At 61.5% G+C, this 22,478-nt stretch carries 22 protein-coding genes and 1 tRNA gene; 6 read left to right on the forward strand and 17 right to left on the reverse strand.

Going from position 1 to position 22,478, the window contains the following annotated elements:
• The first annotated feature begins 3 nt into the window (after positions 1-3).
• The 4 genes from K3136_RS01420 to hflX all read left to right on the forward strand — a co-directional run bounded on the left by K3136_RS01420 (position 4) and on the right by hflX (position 5,651).
• Positions 4-2,244 carry a sensor histidine kinase gene (locus K3136_RS01420; RefSeq protein WP_221431156.1) on the forward strand — a complete coding sequence of 747 codons (2,241 nt, stop codon included), beginning with the start codon at positions 4-6 and terminating at the stop codon, positions 2,242-2,244.
• Between the two features lie 2 nt (positions 2,245-2,246).
• Positions 2,247-3,629, forward strand: a complete 1,383-nt coding sequence (gene ntrX / locus K3136_RS01425) for a nitrogen assimilation response regulator NtrX (protein ID WP_221431157.1) — start codon at positions 2,247-2,249, stop codon at positions 3,627-3,629.
• A gap of 166 nt (positions 3,630-3,795) precedes the next feature.
• On the forward strand, positions 3,796-4,332 hold the full coding sequence (hfq, locus tag K3136_RS01430) for an RNA chaperone Hfq (RefSeq protein ID WP_221431158.1): 537 nt from the start codon (positions 3,796-3,798) through the stop codon (positions 4,330-4,332).
• Positions 4,333-4,349: 17 nt separating this feature from the next.
• Entirely contained in the window at positions 4,350-5,651 is a 1,302-nt protein-coding gene (hflX, locus tag K3136_RS01435) for a GTPase HflX (protein WP_221432172.1), read from the forward strand.
• Here the strand turns inward: hflX and mazG are convergent.
• The 9 genes from mazG to K3136_RS01480 all read right to left on the reverse strand — a co-directional run bounded on the left by mazG (position 5,646) and on the right by K3136_RS01480 (position 13,679).
• Positions 5,646-6,413 (reverse strand): nucleoside triphosphate pyrophosphohydrolase, encoded by a 768-nt coding sequence (gene mazG / locus K3136_RS01440; protein ID WP_221431159.1) that lies wholly within the window; start codon positions 6,411-6,413, stop codon positions 5,646-5,648. The genes hflX and mazG overlap by 6 nt on opposite strands.
• Before the next feature lie 106 nt (positions 6,414-6,519).
• Positions 6,520-6,705, reverse strand: coding sequence for a hypothetical protein (locus K3136_RS01445; RefSeq protein WP_221431160.1), 186 nt, complete (start codon positions 6,703-6,705; stop codon positions 6,520-6,522).
• Positions 6,702-7,469, reverse strand: a complete 768-nt coding sequence (locus K3136_RS01450; RefSeq protein WP_221431161.1) for an MBL fold metallo-hydrolase — start codon at positions 7,467-7,469, stop codon at positions 6,702-6,704. The genes K3136_RS01445 and K3136_RS01450 overlap by 4 nt, the downstream gene beginning before the upstream one ends.
• The gene (locus tag K3136_RS01455) at positions 7,466-8,242 is read right to left on the reverse strand and encodes a TatD family hydrolase (RefSeq protein ID WP_221431162.1); all 777 of its coding nucleotides are present in this window, start codon (positions 8,240-8,242) and stop codon (positions 7,466-7,468) included. Before K3136_RS01455 ends, K3136_RS01450 begins: the two co-directional genes overlap by 4 nt.
• Positions 8,242-9,801, reverse strand: coding sequence for a methionine--tRNA ligase (gene metG, locus K3136_RS01460; RefSeq protein ID WP_221431163.1), 1,560 nt, complete (start codon positions 9,799-9,801; stop codon positions 8,242-8,244). The genes K3136_RS01455 and metG overlap by 1 nt, the downstream gene beginning before the upstream one ends.
• Entirely contained in the window at positions 9,794-10,744 is a 951-nt protein-coding gene (locus tag K3136_RS01465) for an AAA family ATPase (RefSeq protein WP_221431164.1), read from the reverse strand. Before K3136_RS01465 ends, metG begins: the two co-directional genes overlap by 8 nt.
• A complete protein-coding gene (tmk, locus tag K3136_RS01470) occupies positions 10,741-11,382 on the reverse strand; it encodes a dTMP kinase (protein ID WP_221431165.1) in 642 nt (213 codons plus the stop codon). The genes K3136_RS01465 and tmk overlap by 4 nt, the downstream gene beginning before the upstream one ends.
• The gene (locus tag K3136_RS01475; RefSeq protein WP_221432173.1) at positions 11,379-12,494 is read right to left on the reverse strand and encodes a D-alanyl-D-alanine carboxypeptidase family protein; all 1,116 of its coding nucleotides are present in this window, start codon (positions 12,492-12,494) and stop codon (positions 11,379-11,381) included. Before K3136_RS01475 ends, tmk begins: the two co-directional genes overlap by 4 nt.
• A 165-nt stretch (positions 12,495-12,659) precedes the next feature.
• The gene (locus K3136_RS01480) at positions 12,660-13,679 is read right to left on the reverse strand and encodes a lytic murein transglycosylase (RefSeq protein ID WP_221431166.1); all 1,020 of its coding nucleotides are present in this window, start codon (positions 13,677-13,679) and stop codon (positions 12,660-12,662) included.
• Between the two features lie 142 nt (positions 13,680-13,821).
• On the opposite strand from K3136_RS01480, the gene K3136_RS01485 reads away from it, so the two are divergent.
• Positions 13,822-13,911: transfer RNA gene (locus K3136_RS01485), tRNA-Ser, on the forward strand.
• A gap of 16 nt (positions 13,912-13,927) precedes the next feature.
• Here the strand turns inward: K3136_RS01485 and K3136_RS01490 are convergent.
• The 8 genes from K3136_RS01490 to K3136_RS01525 all read right to left on the reverse strand — a co-directional run bounded on the left by K3136_RS01490 (position 13,928) and on the right by K3136_RS01525 (position 21,897).
• Complete coding sequence (locus K3136_RS01490; RefSeq protein WP_221431167.1) at positions 13,928-14,107, reverse strand: hypothetical protein; 180 nt, start codon at positions 14,105-14,107, stop codon at positions 13,928-13,930.
• Positions 14,108-14,192: 85 nt separating this feature from the next.
• Positions 14,193-14,921: a sulfotransferase gene (locus K3136_RS01495; RefSeq protein ID WP_247711395.1), complete on the reverse strand. Its 729-nt coding sequence runs from the start codon at positions 14,919-14,921 to the stop codon at positions 14,193-14,195.
• Complete coding sequence (locus K3136_RS01500) at positions 14,918-15,844, reverse strand: aminotransferase class IV (protein ID WP_221431168.1); 927 nt, start codon at positions 15,842-15,844, stop codon at positions 14,918-14,920. Before K3136_RS01500 ends, K3136_RS01495 begins: the two co-directional genes overlap by 4 nt.
• Positions 15,841-17,700, reverse strand: a complete 1,860-nt coding sequence (locus K3136_RS01505; protein WP_221431169.1) for a cation:proton antiporter domain-containing protein — start codon at positions 17,698-17,700, stop codon at positions 15,841-15,843. Before K3136_RS01505 ends, K3136_RS01500 begins: the two co-directional genes overlap by 4 nt.
• Before the next feature lie 3 nt (positions 17,701-17,703).
• Entirely contained in the window at positions 17,704-18,309 is a 606-nt protein-coding gene (locus K3136_RS01510) for a hypothetical protein (RefSeq protein WP_221431170.1), read from the reverse strand.
• Between the two features lie 26 nt (positions 18,310-18,335).
• Entirely contained in the window at positions 18,336-19,751 is a 1,416-nt protein-coding gene (lpdA, locus tag K3136_RS01515) for a dihydrolipoyl dehydrogenase (protein WP_221431171.1), read from the reverse strand.
• Between the two features lie 8 nt (positions 19,752-19,759).
• The gene (locus K3136_RS01520) at positions 19,760-20,149 is read right to left on the reverse strand and encodes an acyl-CoA thioesterase (RefSeq protein WP_221431172.1); all 390 of its coding nucleotides are present in this window, start codon (positions 20,147-20,149) and stop codon (positions 19,760-19,762) included.
• A 449-nt stretch (positions 20,150-20,598) separates the two neighbouring features.
• Positions 20,599-21,897 (reverse strand): pyruvate dehydrogenase complex dihydrolipoamide acetyltransferase, encoded by a 1,299-nt coding sequence (locus K3136_RS01525; protein ID WP_221431173.1) that lies wholly within the window; start codon positions 21,895-21,897, stop codon positions 20,599-20,601.
• Positions 21,898-22,026: 129 nt separating this feature from the next.
• On the opposite strand from K3136_RS01525, the gene K3136_RS01530 reads away from it, so the two are divergent.
• Positions 22,027-22,476: a universal stress protein gene (locus K3136_RS01530; RefSeq protein ID WP_221431174.1), complete on the forward strand. Its 450-nt coding sequence runs from the start codon at positions 22,027-22,029 to the stop codon at positions 22,474-22,476.
• Positions 22,477-22,478: the final 2 nt, after the last annotated feature.

Here is a 22,478-nt window from a genome sequence, read left to right on the forward strand (position 1 = left end):
ACGATGGCGACGCAGGCAGCTCCTCAGGCAAGACGCACACCACGTTGGTGGCGCAAGTTCATTGTCGCCTCGCGCCGGGCGAACTTCTTCACTGTCGTGGAGATCATGGCGGCGGTCGCCTTCCTGACGATGGTCGGGGCCACTTGGGCTGCATTCACGACGGCGCCGCCTACCGGCCAATTGCTGCCGAGCAGGCAGGTTGCGGTCCTGCTGATCGGCACGCTGATCCCGGCGATGGCGCTGCTCGTCCTTGCTGGTCGTCGCCTGGCATTGAGGAGGGCAGCTGGCAGCACGGCGCGTTTGCACGTCCGACTGGTTTTCTTCTTTTCGATGATTGCCGCAGTGCCGACGCTGCTCGTATCGGCTTTCGCTGCCGTGCTCTTCCAGTCTGGTGTAGATTTCTGGTTCTCCGACAATTCGCGTGGACTGATGGAGAACGCAAACCAGCTTGCGGAAAGGTATTACGAGGAGAACCAGCTGGACCTCGCCCAAGAGACCATCTCGATGGCAATGGACATGCGGCTTCTGCTGCAGCAGGTGTCGGTCACCGATCCGGACTTCCCTTTGGTTTACGAGTACCAGGCGCAGCCAAGAGACGTTTTCGAGAGTGCGATCATTCAGGTGCTTCCAGATGGTAGCGCCCGCACCGCGGTTGTTTACGGGATTACGGAGGAAAGCGATCCGGTCGGGTTCACCGAAGAGAGCCTCAATGGCCTTCGCCGCGGAGAGCAGGTTGCCGTGCGTGGCAGCCCTGAACGGATCGAGGCAATTGCTCCTATCGACCGGACGGCCGGGATCTATCTGTATACGGCCCGAAATGCGGAGGCGGTGAGTTTCCGAAGCTGGGAAAGTGCGCGTTCGATCTCGACCGCTTATGATGAACTGACCAAGCGTGCGCGCGCACTGCAGCTGCGCTTCAATCTGGCCTTGTTCTTTGTCAGCCTCGCGCTCGTGGGGATAGCGGTCTGGTTTGCCCTGCGTTTTGCAGACAGGCAGGTGGAACCGCTTACCGATCTGGTTGCGGCGGCGCGCAAGGTAGGCGCGGGCAATTTCGCACTCCGGGTTGAGGGACGTACCGGCGCCGATGAGATCGGCCTTCTCAACCGCGCGTTCAACCGGATGACGGCGCAGATCGAGAAGCAGACCGACGCTCTTGTCTCTGCCAACAGCGAACTCGAAGACCGCCGCAGCTTTATCGAAGCCGTGCTGGAATCGGTCAGTGCCGGTGTCATCACCATCGATGGGCAGCGCCGCGTGCTGTTGATGAATGCGCCTGCGCAATCGACTCTTCTTGAAGGAGGGGAGGGGGCGAAGCACCCCGAAACACTCGACGAGATGGCGCCTCAGATCGCGGTCATGGTCGAGGCCGGACTCGAGCGCGGGGTGGTCAGCCATTCGCGCCGCGGGGAATTGATGACTCTCGCAGTGAAGCTGGTGCCCGAAGGCGACGGGTACGTGATCACTTTCGAGGACATCACCCGGCAGCTGCTCGACCAGCGACAGGCCGCGTGGTCGGACGTGGCGCGGCGGATCGCGCATGAAATCAAGAACCCGCTGACCCCGATCCAGCTTGCGACCGAAAGGCTCAAGCGGCGCTATCGCAAGCAGATCGAGCAGGATGGCGAGTTGTTCGACGAATTGACCAATACCATCGTGCGGCAGGTCGGCGACCTGAGAAAGATGGTGGATGAATTCTCCAGCTTCGCAAGATTACCCAAGCCCGTGTTCCGGCCGGAAGACGCGCTAGACCTGATCCGGCAGTCGCTCTTCCTGCAGGAAGTTGCCAATCCCGAGATCAACTACGGCCTGACCACCGAGATCGAAGGTCCGCTCAAAATTCAGGCCGACCGCCACCAGCTCGGTCAGGCAGTCACGAACATTCTCAAGAACGCCGCCGAAGCTATCGAAGCGCGCGCCGCACAGGCGGAAGCCGATTACCGCGGGGGGATCGCCGTCGAGGTAACGGAAGACGAACATGCCATAATGGTCGCCGTCACGGATAACGGCATTGGCCTGCCGCAGGATCGTGAGCGGATCATGGAACCCTATGTTACGACCCGCGAGAAAGGCACCGGGCTTGGCCTCGCAATCGTGAACAAGATCGTTGAAGAACACGGCGGGGAAATGAGCTTTTCCGCCGTCGAGGGTGGCGGAACCCGGGTGATCCTGCGCTTTGCCAGGGACCCTCATGGCAAGTCGCCTGAAAATACCGAACAGAACGCCGCAGAAAGAACGGGAAGCTGAACATGGCTCTGGATATCCTCATCGTCGACGACGAACGCGACATTCGCGAACTGGTAGCCGGGGTCTTGAGCGACGAGGGCTACGAATGCCGGACGGCAGCCGACAGTGTGTCCGCGCTCGATGCAGTGGACGAGAAGCGGCCGAGCCTCGTACTGCTCGACGTCTGGCTGCACGGCAGCCCGATGGATGGGCTCGAAGTCCTCGATGCGATCAAATTGCGCGAGCCGGAACTGCCCGTCATCATCTTCTCGGGTCACGGCAATATCGACACGGCCGTCTCCGCCGTCAGCCGCGGTGCAATGGATTTCATCGAGAAGCCGTTCGAGGCGGAGCGCTTGCTGCACCTGGTGGAACGCGCGACCGAAACGGAAAGCCTGCGCCGCGAGAACTCGCGCTTGCGCGAGAGAACCAATGAGAGCGGCGAGTTCACCGGCAATTCGGCTGCCATCAACAATGTCCGCGCGACGTTGAAGCGCGTGGCATCGACCGGTAGCCGCGTCTTGATCTCCGGCCCTGCGGGGTCCGGCAAGGAAGTCGCCGCACGCCTGCTGCACAGCTGGTCGACACGCGGCGACAAGCCCTTCGTCACCGTCAATTCGGCCCGGATCACCCCGGAACGCTTCGAAGAAGAGCTCTTCGGTGAAGAGGCGGATGGCAAGTTGGTCCGGCCGGGCCTCCTGGAAACCGCCGACGGCGGCACGCTCTATCTCGACGAAGTAGCCGACATGCCGATGTCGACGCAGGCTCGTATCCTGCGTGTCCTCACCGAACAAAGCTTCGTGAGGGTAGGGGGCAATCGTCAGGTTGGGGTCGATGTCCGCGTGATCTCTTCAACGGCCCGCGACCTTGCCAAGGAGATGGAGGAGAAGAATTTCCGCGAGGACTTGTTCTACCGCCTCAACGTCGTGCCGGTCGAGATCCCGTCGCTTGCCGAGAGGCGCGACGACATACCGGCCCTGGCCGAATATTTCTTTGCTCGCTATGCAACGGAGCAGGGCTTGCGACCGCCGAAGATCAGCGAAGAAGCCATGGCTGCACTCCAGGCCTATGACTGGCCCGGCAATGTGCGCCAGCTCAGGAATGTCGTCGAGCGGACGATCATCCTGACCCCGCGCGACCAGCTGGACACGGTCGAAGCCGAGATGCTTTCCGAAGAGGTTACTGGCGGCAAGGTGTCCGGTACCGGGGGCATGGCGGCATTGATGGGGGCCCCCTTGCGGGAAGCGCGCGAGAGCTTCGAACGCGAATACCTCGCGATCCAGATCCGCCGCTTTTCCGGCAATATCTCCAAGACGGCGAGCTTCATCGGAATGGAGCGTTCGGCGCTGCACCGGAAGCTCAAACTACTCGGAATGGCCGAACGAAAAGGCAGCGAGCGCAAGTAACGCGACAAGCATAGGCCACAGGCCTGTCAGATTTATTTTATTGCTAACAAGTGTCTTACACGGCACATTGCGTTTCAAATCCGGATGGAAATCTGGTGCCCGGACGCGGTGGTGGCGTCCAGATCGTCGTCCTCGAACGGGGCGGCCAACAACAGGAGACACAACGATGTCTGGCGAACGCACTCTCTCGGCACGCCCGCGTCCAGCGAAAGAAGCAGCCCCCAAGGGCAAGGCGCCCAGCCTGCAGGACGCATTCCTCAACTTGCTGCGCAAGGAGAAGGCGCCGGTAACGGTGTTTCTTGTGAAGGGCGTAAAGCTCCAGGGTATCGTCACCTGGTTCGATAATTTCTCGATCCTGCTGCGCCGCGATGGACAGTCGCAGCTGGTCTACAAGCATGCCGTCAGTACGATAATGCCCGGTCAGCCGATCGATGCCGGCCAATTTGAAAGCCAGGGCTCGAACGCGAAGCAACGGCTGCTGCAGGATGTTTTCCTTGGCCGGGTCCGTCAGGCAGAGGCGCAGGTCACGATGTTCCTGGTCAATGGCGTCATGCTGCAAGGCAAGATTGCTGCCTATGATCTCTTCTGCATGCTGCTCGAACGCGATGGTTACGTGCAGCTCGCTTACAAGCACGCTGTATCGACGATCCAGCCTGCAACGCCGGTCGACCTGAGCGAAGACTGGGACGAGGACGACAACTGAGTTTCGACGACGACCTTCTGGGCGAAGTCTCGCGCGGTGCGCGGGCCCTCGTCATTTGCCCCGACATCCGCGGGCAAACCTATGATCTCGATGCAGACAGCCGTCTGAGCGAGGCCGAGGGGCTTGCGCTCGCCATCGGTATCGAGATCGAGGACAGCTTCGTGCTGCCGGTTCGCGATGTGAAACCGAACCTCTTGTTCGGCGCCGGCCAGGTCGAGAATATCCGGATTGCGTGCGAACAGCACGAGGCTGAGCTCGTAGTTGTCGACGGTGCGCTCAGTCCGATCCAGCAACGCAATCTGGAAGAGAAACTTTCACGTAAGGTCATCGACCGGACGGGCCTGATTCTGGAAATCTTCGGGGAACGTGCGGCGACCGCAGAAGGTCGCCTGCAGGTCGAACTCGCCCATCTGGATTATCAGCAGAGCCGGCTTGTCCGTAGCTGGACCCACCTCGAGCGTCAGCGCGGCGGCTTCGGCTTCCTTGGCGGGCCGGGTGAGACGCAGATCGAGGCCGACCGCCGGATGATCCGGCAGCGCATGGGCAGGCTGCGCAAGGAACTCGAACAAGTACGCAAGACGCGCGGGCTGCATCGTGAACGGCGCGAGCGGGCACCGTGGCCGGTTGTCGCCTTGGTCGGTTATACGAATGCCGGCAAGTCGACCCTGTTCAACCGGCTGACCGGCGCCGAAGTCATGGCCGAGGACCTGCTGTTCGCAACGCTCGATCCGACGATGCGGGCCATTTCGCTGCCCGGCGTCGAGAAAGCCATCTTGTCGGATACAGTCGGCTTTATCTCGGATTTGCCGACCCAGCTCGTCGCTGCTTTTCGCGCTACGCTTGAAGAGGTGACGGCTGCCGACGTCATCTGCCACGTCAGGGATATTTCCAATCCCTCGGCAGAGGCACAAAAGCTTCAGGTCCTGCGGGTGCTGAAAGACCTGGACGTCATCGACGGCGAAGATGGCGCATCAAGCATTCCGATCCTCGAAGTCTGGAACAAGTGGGACTTGCTGGACGAAGAACGAGCAGCGGACCTGCAACCACAGGTCGAGACCAGCGAGGATATCGTTCTTACCTCGGCGTTGACCGGGGAAGGCGTTCCGGACTTGCTCGAACGCCTGGGTGATATGCTGACTGCCAAGGCTTCGGTTCAGGAATTCAAGCTGCCGGTCAGTGACGGCCGACGGATTGCATGGCTTCATGCCCACGGCGAAATTCTGTCGGAAGAAGATGCCGGCGAGGGCGAAGGCGGGCCGATGCGGAGGTTCCTGGTGAGGTTGAATCCCAAGGAACTCGGCCAGTTCGAAACGCTATGAGGGGATGTCGGCCTTCTCGCGGCGCTTGACCTCCTGCCAAAGAGCCTCTTGCTCTGTCAGGTTTCTCTCCGCGAAGTCGCCGCCCGCGATTTCTTCCATCGCCCGAAAGCGTCTTTCGAACTTCTTGTTCGCAGCTCGTAATGCACCTTCTGCATCGATCCCATAAGCGCGGACGAGATTGACAGCCGCGAATAGGAAGTCCCCGGCTTCTTCCTCGATTTCAGATCCAGAAGCGGATTTAATTTCTTCGATTTCCTCGAAAACCTTTTCGCGCGGTCCTTCTGTGTCGGGCCAATCAAAACCATGACGTGCAGCGCGCTTCTGCAGCTTCTGAGCCCGCATGAGGGCCGGCAATGCCAGCGCGACACCTTCAAGAGCGCTGGTCGCACCGGCCGCTGAGCGTTCAGCTGCCTTGATGTCCTCCCAGCGCTTGTCTTCCATCACGCCGCCTTCATCGCCGAAGATATGCGGATGCCTTGCTTCCATCTTGTCCGCAATGGACTTCGCGACGTCGTTGAATGCAAACTGTCCCGCTTCTTCAGCCATCCGAGCGTGAAACACGACCTGAAACAAGAGATCGCCGAGCTCTCCGCGCAGGTCCGACATGTCCGATCGTTCGATGGCGTCAGCGACTTCATACGCTTCCTCGATCGTATAGGGAGCGATGGTTTCGAAACTTTGGGCAGTGTCCCATTCACATCCCGAGACCGGATCACGAAGGCGCGCCATGATGCGGAGCAAGCGGTCTAGCTGTTCGGACATTCGTGTCTGCCGTTTTCGTCTGTCGGGAGTAGGGAACCTGCTTCGCTAAACCCTAATGTGGGAATGATAATATATATTATGTTAAATAGGGGCCGGAATCGATCCGTCAATTCATGCCGGTCAAAGCCCTCACCAGCAGGAAACCTCCGCCGATGATCAGCACCCAGATCAAGGCGATCTTGAGCATCCGGTTGCCGGAGAGACTGGGATCTCGTCGCATCCCCATAAGGTAAGCGACCACCAGAGCGCTTGCCATCGCAGCCCAGGCAATCGTTCCGCCGTCCATGTTCATACCTTCACCTCCATCCCGTCGAACCCGACGCTAACACCTGCTGGCACCTTCGCGCTGAGAGTCTTGTAGTCCATCGACTTGTCCAGATGCGTCAATACGGTGCGTTTGGCCTTGATCTTGCGCGCCAGATCCAACGACATTTCGAGATGAGCATGCGTGGGATGCGGACGTTCCCTAAGGCAATCCACGACCAGGAGATCGCAACCCTTGAAACATTTGACCATCGCCGGTGTAATCTCACTGAAATCAGTCGCATAGACCAGACACTTGCCGTCGGCCTCGAACCGGAATCCCGTGCTCTTCGCGGGTCCGTGCGGCATTCTCACATGGTCGAAGGAAAATCCTGCAACAAGGTGCGCTTGTTCCAGCTCCTTGAGCTCGACGATCGTCGGGTAACCGAACTGGCCTTCGAAAACATAGTCGAACCTGCGGCGCAAGCGTTCGCACGTCACGCGTCCGGCATAACCGGGCAAGGGATTGCTCCGGTCGTAGCGCATGACCCGCAGGTCATCGATGCCGTGGCAATGATCCGCATGGTCATGCGTCCAGAAGACGGCATCTACCTTGTCGATCCCATTGGCGAGGAGCTGGGCCCGCAAGTCCGTCGACGTATCCACCAGGATGCGCTGACCCGCGTCGTTTTCGACGATGATCGAGACGCGCGTGCGACGGTTCTTCGGCTCGTTCGGATCGCAGCTGCCCCAGTCATTGCCCACGCGCGGGACGCCCGTCGACGTGCCAGAGCCGAGCATGATCAGCTTCACGAAGCCGCCTTGCTGAAGAGCGTGTAGAAATTGCGTGTGGTGTATTCGGCCAGCTCTGCGAGCGTTTCGCCGCGCAATTCGGCGATGAAGCTGGCGGTGTCGCGCACGAACCCCGGCTCGCACGGTTTGCCCCGATGCGGGACCGGCGCAAGAAAGGGGCTGTCGGTTTCGACCAGCAGGCGCTCCTGAGGCACGCTTTTGGCGACCTCCTGCAAGTCCTTGGCGTTCTTGAAAGTCACGATGCCCGAAATGGAGATCGAGAGGCCCAGATCGAGCACTTTGTCGCCGAACTGTGCCGAGGCCGTGAAGCAATGGATGAGCGCGGGGAAGGCCCCCTTCCCCATTTCGTCGGCGAGGATAGCGATCGTGTCGTCCTCGGCATCGCGCGTGTGGATGATGACCGGAAGGCCGGTCTCGCGCGCGACATCGATGTGGATGCGGAACAGCCGCTGCTGCTCGGCGCGGTCCGACTTGTCGTAATAGTAATCGAGGCCCGTTTCGCCGATGCCGATGACGCGCGGGTCCCGGGTCGCCTCGAGCAGTTCTTCACGCGTGAGGTCGGGATGCGCGTCGGCGTTGTGTGGATGGATGCCGACGCTGGCCCAGACATCGGGCCTGGCATTGGCCGTGCCGACGACCCGGGCCCACTCGGCTCGCTTGGTCGAGATATTGAGGAAGGCCCCCACCCCTGCCCCGCGTGCGCGGTCGAGCACGTCGGACTGGTTTTCGACCAGCCCTTCGTATTCAAGGTGGCAGTGACTATCGACCAGCATCAGGCAGCCTCTCCTTCCGGCATTTCGAGGCGCGGAAATGCCGGCGTGGGTTTGTCGACGATATGACCCGCGGCAACCAGCTCGTTGAACCAGCCTTCGTCAGACAGATCCGCATAGGTTCGCCGATCAGCCTTGACGCCAAGCTGGTCGAGAACCGCGGCCGACTTGGTCGGCACGACGGGCTGGATGGCGATCGCGAGGTCGCGAATGGCGATGAAGAGCGTCTGGAGCACGGCCTTCATGCGCTCGGGATCGGTCTTCTTGAGTCCCCACGGCGCCTGCTCGTCGACATAGGCGTTGCAGGCGAAGACCGCCTTGAGCCAGGCCTCGATGCCCACGCTGAAATTGAGCGCCTCGAACTCGCGCGGCAGGACATCGCGGCAGGCGTCCTGCACGGTCGTGAGCAGGGTCTTGTCATCGCCGTTCGGCGTGAAGTCTTCCAGCCTGCCGTCCATGTTCTTGTGAATCATCGACAGGGTGCGCTGCGCAAGGTTGCCGAAGCTGTTCGCTAGTTCGGCATTTACCTTGTTTACAAGCGCTTCGGCGGAATAGCTGCCATCCTTCCCGAACACGACTTCGGCCATCAGGAAGTAGCGCAACGAGTCCACACCGAAGAGGTCGACCAGCTCGTTCGGATCGGTGACATTGCCTGCCGACTTCGATTCCTTGACGCCGCGATTGAGCAGGAAACCGTGGCCGAAGACCTGCTGCGGCACCGGAATATCCGCGCTCATCAGGAAGGCCGGCCAGTAGATCGTGTGGAAGCGGACAATGTCCTTGCCGATCAGGTGTAGGCTGGCGGGCCAGTACTTGTCCCACATCTCGCCGCCATCGGGAAAGCCGACACCGGTGATGTAGTTGGTCAGCGCATCGACCCAGACATACATGACGTGGTTGTCGTGGCCGGGAACCTTCACGCCCCAGTCGAAACTCGTGCGGCTGACCGAAAGGTCCTTCAAGCCACCCTCGACGAAGGCGATCATCTCGTTGCGGCGGCTCGCCGGCTCGAGGAAGCCCGGCTTGTTCAGCAGCTCGAGCAGCGGCTCGGCATAGTTCGAAAGGCGGAAGAACCAGGTCTCTTCCTCGGTCCATTCCACCGGGGTATCCTGGGGCGAGAGTTTCTCGCCATTCGGTCCCTCTTTGAGTTCCTTTTCGTCGTAATAGGCCTCGTCGCGGACCGAATACCAACCTTCATAACGATCGAGATAGAGGTCGCCCTTGGCTTCCATCGCTTCCCAGATCGCGCGGCTCGCCTTGTGGTGATCCTCGTCGGTCGTGCGGATGAACCGGTCGTATGTGATGTCGAGGCGGTCGAAGAGGTCCTTGAAGGCACCCGACATCTCGTCAGCCAGCTCACGCGGGGTCTTGCCCAGATCGCGCGCTTTCTGCGCCATCTTGAGACCATGCTCGTCCGTGCCGGTCTGGAACCGGACGTCACGCCCCATCAGGCGCTGGAAGCGCGCAATGACGTCGGCAGCGATCGTTTCATAGGCGTGGCCGATATGCGGCTTGCCGTTGGGATAGTGGATCGCGGTGGTAATGTAGAAAGGATCAGCCATTGCCGCGCTCGCTAGCCTCGCCTGCCTGCGCGAGCAAGGTTCCGATTTCCATTCCGAGCAATCCCGGGTCGAAATTATAGGTCGGCTGTTCGCCGGTCAGCCGGACAAGCTGGGCATGTGTGCTGACAAGTTTGCGAGGATCCGGGCCTGCGTCCTCGATCCTTTCGGCCAGGATTGCGCGGGCAAGGTCGAGAACCGCCTGCAGGCGCGGAATGTCCTGCTTGGACCCGATTGCACCTGCAAGCTGGCCTCGGAGCGAGAAATCCCGGTCGCCCTCCTCGACTATGCGGCGCATGAGTTGAGCGACCTTTCCGAGATCGAGGTTAACGAAGGAAAGGGCGGCACCCGGCGATCCTGAAGCGGCCGCAATGGCTGCATCGCGCGTGGCGATGTCTGCTTCCGGAGCCAGATCGCGCAGCAGCTCGTCCATCCGCTCCCTGCCCACGGTGGGAAAGCGAACGGTCCGGCAGCGCGAGCGGATCGTCGGCAGCAACCGGGCCGGGCTATGTGCAACGAGCATGAAGAAGGTACCGGCAGGCGGCTCCTCCAGGCTCTTGAGAAGGGCGTTCGAGGCGGACACTTCCATATCATCGGCGGGATCGATGATGACGACGCGATGGGCACCCATTGTCGGGCGCGTGTTCAGGCGGCGTTGTATCTCGCGAACCTGCTCCACCTTGATGCCGCGCGCGAGTTCGAAGGGCTTGCCCTCATCGCGCTTCTTTGCCTCGTCCTTGTTCTTCGGGCCGTAGGTAAGCGTGATGATATCGGGATGGGCGCCATCTTGTGGACCCACACCGAGGAATTCTCGTGCCGCAGCCTGAGCAAAGCTGGCCTTGCCCACCCCCTTCTTGCCTGCAAGCAGCCAGCCGTGATGCATCCGCTCTCCGGTAAGAGCGGAGCGCCATTCAGCCCATGCCTCATCATGTCCGACGAGGTTCATCCGGGTTGCCTGCCAAGCAGTGGTTCGATAGCCGCCATGACCCGCGAGTGGACCTCTTCGACCGTTCCGCTGCCGTCGACGACGGCAAAGCGGCCGGGTTCATCGCTGGCGAAGTCGAGGAAGGCCCGGTTGACCGCCGCATGATAGTCATCGCTCCTGCCGCCGATCGCGTCGGAAGTCTCCCCGTCACGCTGGCGAAGGCGCTGCCCTACTTCTTCGGGATGCGCATCGATCACAAGGGTGAGGTCGGGCAGGAGGCCGCCGCTACCAACCGTGTGGAGCTGGCGGATCTGATCATCGCCCAATTCCCCCGCTGCGCCCTGATAAGCCCTGCTCGAGTCCAGGAAACGATCGCACACGACCCATGCCCCGCGCTCGATTGCAGGAACGATCAGCCGGGCGACATGGTCCGATCGTGCCGCCGCGAACAACAGGGCTTCGGCTTGCGGCCCCCAGCCCTCGCCCGGCGGATTGAGCAAGAGCGACCGTATCGCTTCGGCTCCGGACGTACCGCCCGGTTCGCGCGTCAGCTCGACTTCGAGGCCCTTCTCCCGGAGAGCTTCGGCGAGGAGCCGACCCTGCGTGGATTTGCCCATGCCCTCGCCGCCTTCAAGGGCGATGAATTTGCCCTTCGTCACGACACCCAGCTCCTCAGGCCATTTATGGCGCGCTCGAAGGCATTGGCGGTGTCGACATCCTCTTCGGCAACCAGGGGCACTTCATAGTCCGGCATGCCTTCGATCGACACGAGGAACCGCGCGACCAGTTCGCCCTTCGTGATCGGCGCTCTCAAGGGGCCCTCGTATTGCAGGCGAACTTCCACCTTGCGCGGATCGCCTTTCGGCAAGTCGATAAAAACGCCGTCTGGAGCGACAAGGCCGACTGAGCCTTGCGAACCGCCCTGAACCCTTGCTTTTGCTACCTGGGCTCCTGCTCCGAACAGGGCCGTCTGATCGAACTCCGCGAAACCCCATTCGAGCAGGTCACGCGCGGCCTGGTCGCGAACGCGAGAACGCGGGCTGCCTGCGACCACCAGGACGAGACGGCGTCCATCGCGGTAAGCCGATCCGAGAAAACCGTAACCGGCCTGGTTGGTGAAACCGGTCTTGATACCGTCAGCCCCGCGAACCACCCCGCTGATCGGATCATGATTGGGCTGGCTGATACCATTGTAGCTGAAAGACGGTTTGCCGACGAAATGCCGGTATTTGGCAGGATGGCGCCGCAGCATCGCGGTGGCGAGCGTGCCGAGATCCCGCGCCGTGACGAAGGTCCGGCCCTCGTCCATCCAGCCATTGGGGGTTCCGAAATGACTGTCGCGCATGCCGATTTCCGCTGCCTTGGCGTTCATCGCAGCGACCCATTCCTCCACCGAACCGGCTGAACCATGGGCAAGGAGGGCCGCGCCGTCGTTTGCGGATACCGTGGTCACACCATGGATGAGCTCGTCGACAGTCACCGGCTCGTTTGCCGCAAGGAACATCGTCGATCCGACATTTTTCCATTTACGCCAGAGGTCGTCGGGTGGCGTGAAGCTTTGTTGCGGAGCAATCCTGCCCTCTTCCAGCCATTCGAAGGCAAGGAAACTGGTCATCACCTTGGTGATCGAGGCAGGCATGAAGCGCCGCCCCGCTTCGCGTTCGAAGAGAACCTGCCCGCTGGTCACGTCGTAGAGGTAGGCAATGGGCGCTGCATCCGCACCTGGAGGAGCCGGATCGCCCGACTGCTCCTTCAGCGGGGTTGCGCCCATCACGGCAAAGGCGGCGGTGGAAGCAAGGGCAGTTCGGAAAAATCTTCGCAAGCCGGTCAATGCGCCGGAGTTTTCCGGCGTCTCCCTGTGTGGAATGGATTGGTCCAAGCTATAACCATCCGCCACGGCATTTGCGAGCGTCACCCCGCCCTATCCACCGAAGGATTAGCGGGCAATCTCGTCAGCCAGCAAGCCGACACTCATCGCGTAATAGTTCGAGCAGTTATATTCGAGGATAACACGGTAATTGCTGGTAAGGAGGTAGGCCGGAGTACCCGGACCGTCAGGCTGGAACAATGTCACGAGGGTTTCCTGCGCAAGCGGGATCTGCGGTTGGATACCCAACGCCCTCCACTCGGCAACCGTCTTGTAGACACTGTGGCGTTCGTGAACCCGCGAACAGGTCGGTGCGACGATCTTGGTACGGTATGCATCGACGTCGAAGCCGCCCGGGACATAGGCGCGCACACCCCAGGGCAGTCCCTCACGCCATCCGGCATCGCGGAAATAGTTCGCAATCGACGCGAGCGCGTCCACCGGCGAATTCATGATGTCCGCACGGCCATCGCCGTTGCCGTCAGCTGCCAGGCGCAGGTAGACGCTGGGCAGGAACTGCGGATTGCCGAAAGCGCCGGCCCAGCTGCCCTTCAGCTCGCTGCGGCTGTATCCCTTGTCTGCCACTTGCATCAGAGCAACGAATTCGGACGAGAACAGCTCACGCCTGCGTCCTTCCCAGGCAAGGGTTGCCAGCGACTGCGAAAGATCGAAACCGCCCTTCACGCGGCCATAGGCCGTTTCGTGTCCCCAGATCGCTACGACGATTTCCGCTGGCACCCCATATTCACGCTCGATACGGGACAGCGCGCCGCGGTAGTTTGCGAATTCCCGCTGCCCACCGCTGATCCGGGCCCGGTCTACGTGGCGCGCGATATAGGGAGCGAGTGGCGGGTAGCCGGACGTCGTCGGCGTTCCGGGCTGGTCACGGTCCAGTTCGATAACGCGCATGTTCGGGGAGAGATCGGCGGTCATGCGCTGCAACGTTGCCTCACTCACGCCCTCTGCACGAGCCCGGGCGATCAACAGCTGCAGATAGGCATCGAACGACATGTCCTGCGCTGAGGCCGGTGCGACCGGCATGGCAAGGAGAAGAGCTGCGGCGGTGGCTGCAATGCGAGTAAACTTCATGCGACGACACTCGCACGGGAAAGCTGAACGGTAAATGGCATGTTTGCCATACGCGCCGGATTCGAAAGCGTTTCCTTGCGTCTCGATAAGAGTTTGCGGCGTGACAAGTCAGCGAGAGCGCGCTAGCGGGCCAATTGCTCGCGGACAGGTGGCAGAGCGGTTGAATGCACCGGTCTTGAAAACCGGCAAGGGTGCAAGCCCTTCGTGGGTTCGAATCCCACCCTGTCCGCCAGCACCTTCGCCCCAATTCAGGATAGCTGGGTCGGGTTCACCAGCGATGTCTCGCGCCGGTAAGACGCCGGATAATCCTCGGGCGTCACACTCGACTGGTTCTTGAGCGCGATATGGTCCTCGACAATACCGCCGTCACGGGCAGCTTCGTCGGTTTCCTCGAGACCTTGCGGATCGTCGTCGATTTCATATTCCATGTCTTCGCTCCTCACCCGTCAAACGCCGGAATGAGGAAAAAGCGTCGCTAGTTGCGGCCAGACGCCTTGAAACTGCGCCGGAATGTCAGGCCTTTATGCGATAGCGGGCGAGTTCCTCGTAATCGTCCCGGCAGGCATCCGCGGTCTCGCGATACTCGCCATCGAGCACCGGCAATTCACCTGGCGCCTTGCCAAAGCCGGTGGAGCTATTGACCTTGTCGTACCAATGCTCTCCCCAGATACCGTCTTCGGGGTGCGGGCCTTTCTCCCAGTGCAGCATGGCCGTGTCCCACTCGATCCCGAGAGCTATGCAAAGCTTGCCGAGAACCCCGGCGGGATCGGTCAGAATGTCATCTGAATCCACGACCGGCGGGACGGTCCCCGTCCGTTCTGCCTCGAACTCGAAATACCGCCTCATCTGCCCAAATCCGAGCATCTCAGGACGGCGGAGCTCGTTCTTCTTGCGATAGCTTGCGACGACCCGATCGGGATCACGGATGAGGAAGGCGTGCCGATGGCTCGTGAATGCAGCCAGGGCGACCGGGCCGGTCATGTGATGCGGCATGTGCTTCTGATACCAGATCGGTTCTCCGCCCGGTGCCTCGCCCGACAGGCTTTCGAGCACGGAATGCCAGTTGCAATCCATGCTCTCGATCGTTTCGCGGGCCATCGGGTGCGGTTCGCCGCTCGCCTTGAGGAATGCGCCGTAAAAGGGTTCGTCGGATACTGCGCAGTCCGGACGCGCACCGAAGCTGCGCATCATGGCGGTCGAGATGTTTCGGGGCCCGGACCACATCGCGATCCTGATCGTCACGAGTGGTCTCCACCAGCCGTGTCGCGGGCCAGGCGGTCGAGATAGAGCCCCTGGAGGCGTTCGACCATTGGTCCCCTGCTCTCGCCCAGTATCCGTCCGTCGACCGAACCCACCGGAGCCACGCCCGCAAACGTCCCCGTGGTGAAGGCTTCATCCGCACCGTAGACATGAGTGAGGGAAAAATTGCGCTCGCGGACGGTGATACCCGCCTCGCGCGCGATCTCGATCACGATGGCCCGCGTAATTCCATCGAGGCAGTAGTCCCCGCTCGACGTCCAGATTTCACCGTCCTTCGCGATGAAGAAGTGGGTGGAATTGCAGGTTGCGACAAAGCCGTGCGGGTCGAGCATCAGGCCCTCGTCCGCGCTGGCTTGCGCAGCCTGGATACAGGCGGTGATGCAGTTGAGCTTGCTGTGCGAATTCAACATCGGGTCCTGCACGTCGGGGTAGCCCCGTCGCACGTGGACCGTCGCCAGTTTCAGCATCCGGGTGGCGGTTTCAGGAGCAGGTTCCTTCCACTCCGGAATGATCACGATGGTTGCGGGCGTCACGACGACGCGCGGATCCTGATAGGGTGTAGAGCGAATGCCGCGGGTCACCATGAGCCGGATATGCACCCCGTCTCCATCCATCCCGTTCGCTTCGAGGACCGCATACATGCGCCGCACGGTCTCCGCGCGCGAGATACCGAGGTCCATGTGGATCGCCTTGGCCCCGCGCCACAACCTGTCGAGGTGACGGTCGAGGAAGGCGAGCTTGCCGGCGTGCAGGCGGATCCCTTCCCATACGCCATCACCGAGCATGAAGCCGCTGTCGAAGACGCTGATTTTTGCATCGGGCCGCGCGAAGTGTTCGCCATTGATGTCGATCAGGACATTCTCGTTACGCTCGTCGGCAACGTAGTGGTGGGTTCCCTGCGTCATGATCCTCTCTTCAGGATTTCGTCCATCTGTTCGCGGAGGACCGGGTCCCACTCGGCGCGGAGCTCCTTCACACGCCTCATCAGGGGTTCGTTCTCGTGATAGGGAATGTCGAGCCGGTAGAGGCTGGCGACTTCCGGCATGGACTTGCGGTCCATTTCCTCCCACGCGTCCATGGCCGCCGTCGCCTGCTGGCGATCCATGCCCAGCGCCTCGTAAGCCGAACGGCCCATGCGCAGGCTGCTGTCATAGGTCTCGCGGATGACGTCTCGGCAGCCATAGGCCCACAGTTCGTAGACATGGTTCCGGTCGATGGCGCGCGCGGTGACGTGCACCTGCGGATAGTTCTTCACGACATGCTGCACGATCCGGTCGATTTGCTCGCGCTCGTCCAGCGCGACCACCAGCAGTTTCGCCTTTTCGATACCCGCCGAATGGAGGAGGTCGGGCCGTGTCGCGTCTCCGAAATAGGTGCGGTATCCGAACTTGCGAACGATTTCGAGTTGCTTGCTGTCGTAATCGATGACCGTGGTCGAGTAGCCTGCCGATTGCAGCATACGGTCGATAATCCCGCCCATCCGGCCTCGCCCGGCGATGATGATTTCGTTCTCCTCCTCGATCGCATCCGCCTCGCGCGCTTCGCCATCGGTGCAGTAGGCGTGCGCGATGACCTTGTCGTAGAGGATGAACAACAGCGGGGTGACCAGCATGGTTAGCGCAACGATCAGGAGGAGAAGGTCCGCCAAGGCCTCCGGCAACACTGAGTTGGCAACTGCGAAAGCAATCAGGACAAAGGCGAATTCGCCTGCCTGCGGCAGGCTGAGGCAGAACAGCCAGAGCGCTTGCTTGCGAAGACCATAGAGCCAGCCGACCACCAGCAGCACGAGGAACTTCGCAGCGATGGTTACCGCGGCCCAGAAGACGACGTCCTGCCACATCTCGCTTGCCAGCACGAAGTCTACACCCGCCCCGACGGTGATGAAGAACAGGCCGAGCAGCAGTCCCTTGAAGGGATTGATGTCGCTTTCGAGTTCGTGTCGGTATTCGCTGGTTGCCAACACCACGCCTGCGACGAATGCGCCCAGCGCCGGCGAAAGACCGACCAGGGACATGAGCAGGGCAATACCGATCACCACGCCCAGCGCGGCCGCAGTGAACAGTTCGCGCAGATTGGCAGCGGCGATATAGCGGAACAGCGGCCGGATCGCATAAATGCCGATAGCGATAACGCCAGCGACTGCTGCGACACGCGATAGCGCGGCAAGCCAGACCGGCATGTTTGCCGTGAGGTCGATACCGCCGTGGCCGTGGCTTGCCGCTTCGCCACCTGCACCGGCATAGAGTTCGGGCATCGCGAGTAGCGGCAGCAGTGCGAGGATCGGGATGACCGCGACATCCTGCACGAGGAGGACCGAGAAGCTCGCCTCCCCGCCCTCGCTTTTCATCAGGTTCTTTTCGGTCAGGGTCTGGACGATGATGGCGGTCGAGGAGAGCGCCAGCACCATGCCGATGGCGAGCGCCGTGTGCCACGGATTGCTATCGAGCAGCGCTATTCCGGTGATCGCCAGCGTGGTGAGGAGGACCTGCCCTCCCCCAAGGCCCAGCAGCTTGCCGCGCATGGCCCAGAGGCGCTTGGGTTCCATCTCGAGGCCGATGATGAAGAGCATCATCACCACACCGAATTCGGCGAAAACCTGAAGCGCGTCGACATCGACATTAAGCCCGGCGAGTACCGGGCTAATCGCCATGCCGGCGAGCAGGTAACCGAGCACCGAACCGAGCCCGAACCGGCTTGCCAGCGGGACCGCGACTACTCCAGCGACAAGGATCAGGAAAGCGAGGATGAGGAAACCGGTCATCGCTTAGCCGTTGTTTCCGGAAGACCTCATTGGAACCATTAATCCGACATAAATCACGGGGCACTTGTCCCGAAGCTCGTCCAGATCTCCCAGATGACCGTCATCGGGACCTAACGCGATGCCTTCGACCCGATTCTCCGGATCATCCGAACATCCATTGTATGTGCGCAGCGTGTAAGTGCCCGCATGCAGGTTGTCGAAACGGAATTCACCACCATAGCTTGCCTTCGTCGACTTCACGACGCCCCGATGATCGAGCAAATCTACTCTTGTGCCGTACGAGACCGCACCAGTGATTTCATAGAGCGGAGTGACCGACGTCGTCTGGCAAGCCGCGACCGCAAGGGCCAGCGAACCGCCCACGACAGCTTTTATGCGCCGGGTGGATTGACCGTGCTTAACGGCTACCGTGCCATCTGGCGCGATGCGGGCGCGCACGCATGCGTTTTCGGATGCCGAAATCAGTCGCTCGGCCTCTTCCAACGTCATTTCCGACAGGTCGTGGATCACCGTGTCGCATGCGGCGCAATGACGATTGCATCCCCTCGGGCTCATCAAATCCCAATTCTCGCCGCAGGGGCCCGGCAACGACACTTCCAGTTCCTTCATCGCCGTTCTCCCTCCGCTGCAATTTTTCAGATATGCAGTGCCCTGCCGTAGCTCGCAAGTACGCTCTCGTGCATGCTTTCGCTGATCGTCGGGTGCGGGAAGACGGTGTTCATCAGCTCCGCCTCGGTGGTCTCCAGCGTCTTGCCGACGACGAAGCCTTGGATCATCTCGGTGACTTCCGCCCCGACCATGTGCGCGCCCAGCAATTCGCCGGTCTTCGCATCGAACACGGTCTTCACGAAGCCTTCGGCCTCGCCCAGCGCGATGGCTTTGCCGTTGCCGATGAAGGGGAAGGTGCCCGCCTTCACTTCGTAGCCCGCTTCCTTCGCCTTGGCTTCGGTCATGCCGACGCTGGCGATCTGCGGGTGGCAATAGGTGCAGCCCGGGATGTTGTCCCGGTCGAGCGGGTGCGGATGGACGTCCTTGTTGCCCAGTTCCTTGGCAATTGCCTCGGCGGTGGTGACACCTTCATGGCTCGCCTTGTGGGCCAGCCACGGTCCGGGCGTGCAGTCGCCGATGGCCCAAAGGCCCTTCGACTTGGTGCGGCCATAATCGTCGATCTGGATGAAGCCACGATCCATTTCGGCCAGCTTTTCGAGACCCACATTCTCGGTGTTCGGGACGATGCCGATAGCAGTGATGCAGTGGGTGAACTCGGTTTCCGAGACCTTGCCGTCCTTGGCCTTGATCTTGGCCTTCACGCCCTTGTCCGAGACGTCGAGCGCCTCGACGCCCGCGCCGGTCATGATCGTCATGCCCTGCTTGGTCAGGCTCTTCTCGAGGAAGGCGGAGACGTCCTTGTCCTCCACCGGCACGATGCGGTCGAGCATTTCGACCACGGTCACGTCGCAGCCCATGTCGTTGTAGAAGCTGGCAAACTCGATCCCGATCGCGCCCGATCCGATCACCAGCAGCTTCTTCGGCATTTCGGGCGGCGTCATCGCATGGCGATAGGTCCACACGCGCTTGCCGTCAGCCGGAGCGAACGGAAGGTCGCGGGCGCGCGCGCCAGTCGCGACGATCACGTGCTTGGCGGTGAGCTTCTCTTCGCCCTTCTCGCCCTTCACGGTGAGGCTGGTCGGGCCGGTCAGCGTGCCCGTGCCCATATGCACCGTGATCTTGTTCTTCTTCATCAGGTGCGTGACGCCCTGGTTGAGCTGCTTGGCGACGCCGCGGCTGCGCTTCACGACTGCTTCGAGGTCCGCCTCGATCTTGCCTGCGATCTTCAGGCCATAGTCGCTCGCATGCTGGGCATAGTGCAGGATCTCGGCCGAACGCAGCAGAGCCTTGGTCGGGATGCAGCCCCAGTTTAAACAGATTCCGCCGAGCAGTTCGCGCTCGACGATGGCGGTCTTCAGGCCCAGCTGCGCGCAGCGGATCGCCGCGACATAGCCGCCGGGTCCGGAGCCGAGAACGATGACGTCGTAATTGGTGTCAGCCATAAGTCCCTTTAATCGTTTGCCGAAAGCGCGGCAGCGTTCACCGCGCGCGGCCTGTTATCCTCATCCAGCAGGACGAATTTGAAGGTTCCTTGCGCCACCCTGGTCTCCGCCTCGCCATTGCGCTCGCGCGCGATGGCTTCGGCGGTGATGGTGAAGGAGGTGTTGCCGGTGGCGGCGATGTCGCAATAGACGGACAACTCGTCCCCCACCTGCATCGCGCCGGGAAAGGCGAAATCCGTGGCCGAGACGACCACCGCCTTGCCCTTGCCATGCCGACTGGCGAGCGAGCCTGCGCCCAGCGCCATCTGGCTCATCAGCCACCCGCCGAACACTCCGCCATAGGGGTTGAGGTCGGTCGGCATGGCCGTCGCGCGGATTTGTGGGGAGCGGTCAGCCATCGGTTAAATTCGCTGCGTCCGAAGGGGTGTGATTACGAACATCCACCAAACCAGTGCCGAGACGGCACCGCCCACTGAGAAAATCGCGATCGCGCCCAACAAGTCAGCTCGTTCTTTGCCGTCCCATCCTCCGGACATTACGGACATCGCAGCGAGAACAATCAAAGCAGCCAAAACACTAAGGGCCATTGAAATGGCGAAGCTTTTCTCGCTCCGACGGGCCAACCAAATACTCTTCGGCCACTCTACGACAATGCCAAGTATGAGCGCGGGGAGCAGAGCTAGGAACGAGCCAAAGAACCATGTGAAAGTCACGACCCCGACGTTTCCAGACATCGTCCTGTCGACAGGGGCCAGGAAAGCGAGCCCTGCAAGTGCCACGAAACCTGAAGACAGAACTGCCGTGATTGCGATCGCAAGGGCACCCCGCATCAGCAAAGCTATCGCACTCAAACCACCAGCCCCATCGGGTTCTCGACCAGCTGCTGGAAGGCCTGCATGAACTGTGCGCCGTCTGCGCCGTCGATGGCGCGGTGGTCGAAGCTGCCGGTGGCGCTCATCACGGTGGCGACGCCGAGTGCGCCGTCGATGACGTGAGGGCGCTGCTCGCCTGCGCCGACCGCGAGGATCATCGCCTGCGGCGGGTTGATCACCGCGTCGAACTGCTTGGTGCCGAACATGCCGAGGTTGGAGAGCGAGGCGGTACCGCCCTGGAATTCATGCGGCTGCAGCTTGCCGTCGCGCGCCTTGCCCGCAAGCTCCTTCATCTCGGCGGATATCTGCGCGAGGCCCTTGCGGCCCGCATCGCGGATGATCGGCGTGATCAGGCCAGAAGGCGCGGCCACGGCAACCGAGATATCCTCGCGCGTGTACTGGTACAGCTCGTCGCCCTGGAAGCTGACATTGCACAGCGGCACACGCTGCAGCGCGCGGGCCTGCGCCTTGATGAGGAGGTCGTTGACCGACAGCTTGATGCCGTCCGCCTCGAGGCTCTTGTTGAGTTCGCTGCGCAGCTTGAGCAGCGCATCGAGGCGCACGTCCACGGTGAGGTAGATGTGCGGAATGGTCTGCTTCGCTTCGGTCAGGCGGCGCGCGATGACCTTGCGGACATTGTTGAGCTTCTGCGCTTCGTAGGGCGCGTCGAGATCGCCGCCCTGCGTCGCGGGCTTGGCCGGAGCGGGTGCGGGAGCCGCGGCTTCCTTGGCCGGAGCAGCACCCGGCTTCGCATCCTCGACATCGGCCTTCACGATCCGGCCATTCGGACCCGAACCGGTGATGGCCGAAAGATCGAGACCCTTCTGCTCTGCAATGCGGCGGGCAAGCGGGCTGGCCTTGATACGGTTGCCGTCGTCACTTTTCGGGGCAGCAGGTGCGGAAGCCGGAGCGGGAGGTTCGGTGCGCTTCTCTTCCTGTTCGACCTTTTCTTCGCGCGCTTCCTCGGCAGGTTTTTCTGCAGGAGCGGCATCGCCCGACGGAGCGGCAGCAGCAGCCTCCTCCAGATCCTCGCCCTCTTCGGCGAGCATGGCGATAACCGTGCCGACCTTCACACCCTCGGTGCCTTCTTCCACCGCGATCGATGCAATCGTGCCCTCGTCGACGGCTTCGAATTCCATCGTCGCCTTGTCGGTTTCGATCTCGGCCATGATGTCACCGGCGGAAACCGTGTCACCCGGCTTCACCAGCCATTTGGCGAGTGTGCCCTCTTCCATGGTGGGTGACAGGGCGGGCATCTTGATCGGCGTGGGCATTGTTGACGTTACGTCCTCGCTGGGAATTGGTTTCGAGTGTCCTCTGGCCAATTTGCGCGTGGCCCGCAAGGTCCTTGCGCAGAATACGAATAAACGGGTACCGCAGCCACAAACACGGGAGCGGGACCTTTGCGAATATACCTTGTCGTCATGGATGAAACCGAAGAGGCGAAACAGGCCCTGCGCTTCGCCTCGCTACGCGCCAGCAAGACGGGCGGATCGGTGCATATTCTCGCGCTCGTCCCGCAACAAACCTTCAACGCCTTTGGCGGGGTGCAGGCCACGATCGAACAGGAGGCGCGCGAGCGTGCCGAGGTCATGGCCAACAGCGCGGCCGGCAATATCTTCGGCGAGATGGGCAAGATGCCGGTGATTACCGTGCGCCCGGGCTCTCCGGCCGACGTCATCAGCAAATATCTGGAAGAGCACGGTTCGATTGCCGCGCTGGTGCTGGGCACTGCGAAGGAAGGCAAGAACCCGCTGGCTGCGCATTTTGCCGCGCATGCTGCGAATCTGCCCTGCCCGCTTTATCTGGTGCCCGGCAATCTCTCGCGCGAACAGCTGGACGAACTGGCCTGAGG

Source organism: Qipengyuania gelatinilytica (assembly GCF_019711315.1).
Lineage (GTDB): Bacteria > Pseudomonadota > Alphaproteobacteria > Sphingomonadales > Sphingomonadaceae > Qipengyuania > Qipengyuania gelatinilytica.

Excerpts from the sequence above, each read along its gene's own strand:
- K3136_RS01505 (WP_221431169.1), bottom strand. The coding sequence starts at position 17,700 with ATGACCGGTTTCCTCATCCTCGCTTTCCTGATCCTTGTCGCTGGAGTA.
- K3136_RS01455 (WP_221431162.1), bottom strand. The coding sequence starts at position 8,242 with ATGCTGGTCGATAGTCACTGCCACCTTGAATACGAAGGGCTGGTCGAA.
- mazG (WP_221431159.1), bottom strand. The coding sequence starts at position 6,413 with ATGTCCGAACAGCTAGACCGCTTGCTCCGCATCATGGCGCGCCTTCGT.
- K3136_RS01480 (WP_221431166.1), bottom strand. The coding sequence starts at position 13,679 with ATGAAGTTTACTCGCATTGCAGCCACCGCCGCAGCTCTTCTCCTTGCC.
- K3136_RS01475 (WP_221432173.1), bottom strand. The coding sequence starts at position 12,494 with ATGGGCGCAACCCCGCTGAAGGAGCAGTCGGGCGATCCGGCTCCTCCA.
- K3136_RS01445 (WP_221431160.1), bottom strand. The coding sequence starts at position 6,705 with ATGAACATGGACGGCGGAACGATTGCCTGGGCTGCGATGGCAAGCGCT.
- K3136_RS01465 (WP_221431164.1), bottom strand. The coding sequence starts at position 10,744 with ATGAACCTCGTCGGACATGATGAGGCATGGGCTGAATGGCGCTCCGCT.
- K3136_RS01500 (WP_221431168.1), bottom strand. The coding sequence starts at position 15,844 with ATGACGCAGGGAACCCACCACTACGTTGCCGACGAGCGTAACGAGAAT.
- K3136_RS01525 (WP_221431173.1), bottom strand. The coding sequence starts at position 21,897 with ATGCCCACGCCGATCAAGATGCCCGCCCTGTCACCCACCATGGAAGAG.
- K3136_RS01510 (WP_221431170.1), bottom strand. The coding sequence starts at position 18,309 with ATGAAGGAACTGGAAGTGTCGTTGCCGGGCCCCTGCGGCGAGAATTGG.
- ntrX (WP_221431157.1), top strand. The coding sequence starts at position 2,247 with ATGGCTCTGGATATCCTCATCGTCGACGACGAACGCGACATTCGCGAA.
- K3136_RS01420 (WP_221431156.1), top strand. The coding sequence starts at position 4 with ATGGCGACGCAGGCAGCTCCTCAGGCAAGACGCACACCACGTTGGTGG.
- lpdA (WP_221431171.1), bottom strand. The coding sequence starts at position 19,751 with ATGGCTGACACCAATTACGACGTCATCGTTCTCGGCTCCGGACCCGGC.
- K3136_RS01520 (WP_221431172.1), bottom strand. The coding sequence starts at position 20,149 with ATGGCTGACCGCTCCCCACAAATCCGCGCGACGGCCATGCCGACCGAC.
- metG (WP_221431163.1), bottom strand. The coding sequence starts at position 9,801 with ATGGCTGATCCTTTCTACATTACCACCGCGATCCACTATCCCAACGGC.
- K3136_RS01490 (WP_221431167.1), bottom strand. The coding sequence starts at position 14,107 with ATGGAATATGAAATCGACGACGATCCGCAAGGTCTCGAGGAAACCGAC.
- hfq (WP_221431158.1), top strand. The coding sequence starts at position 3,796 with ATGTCTGGCGAACGCACTCTCTCGGCACGCCCGCGTCCAGCGAAAGAA.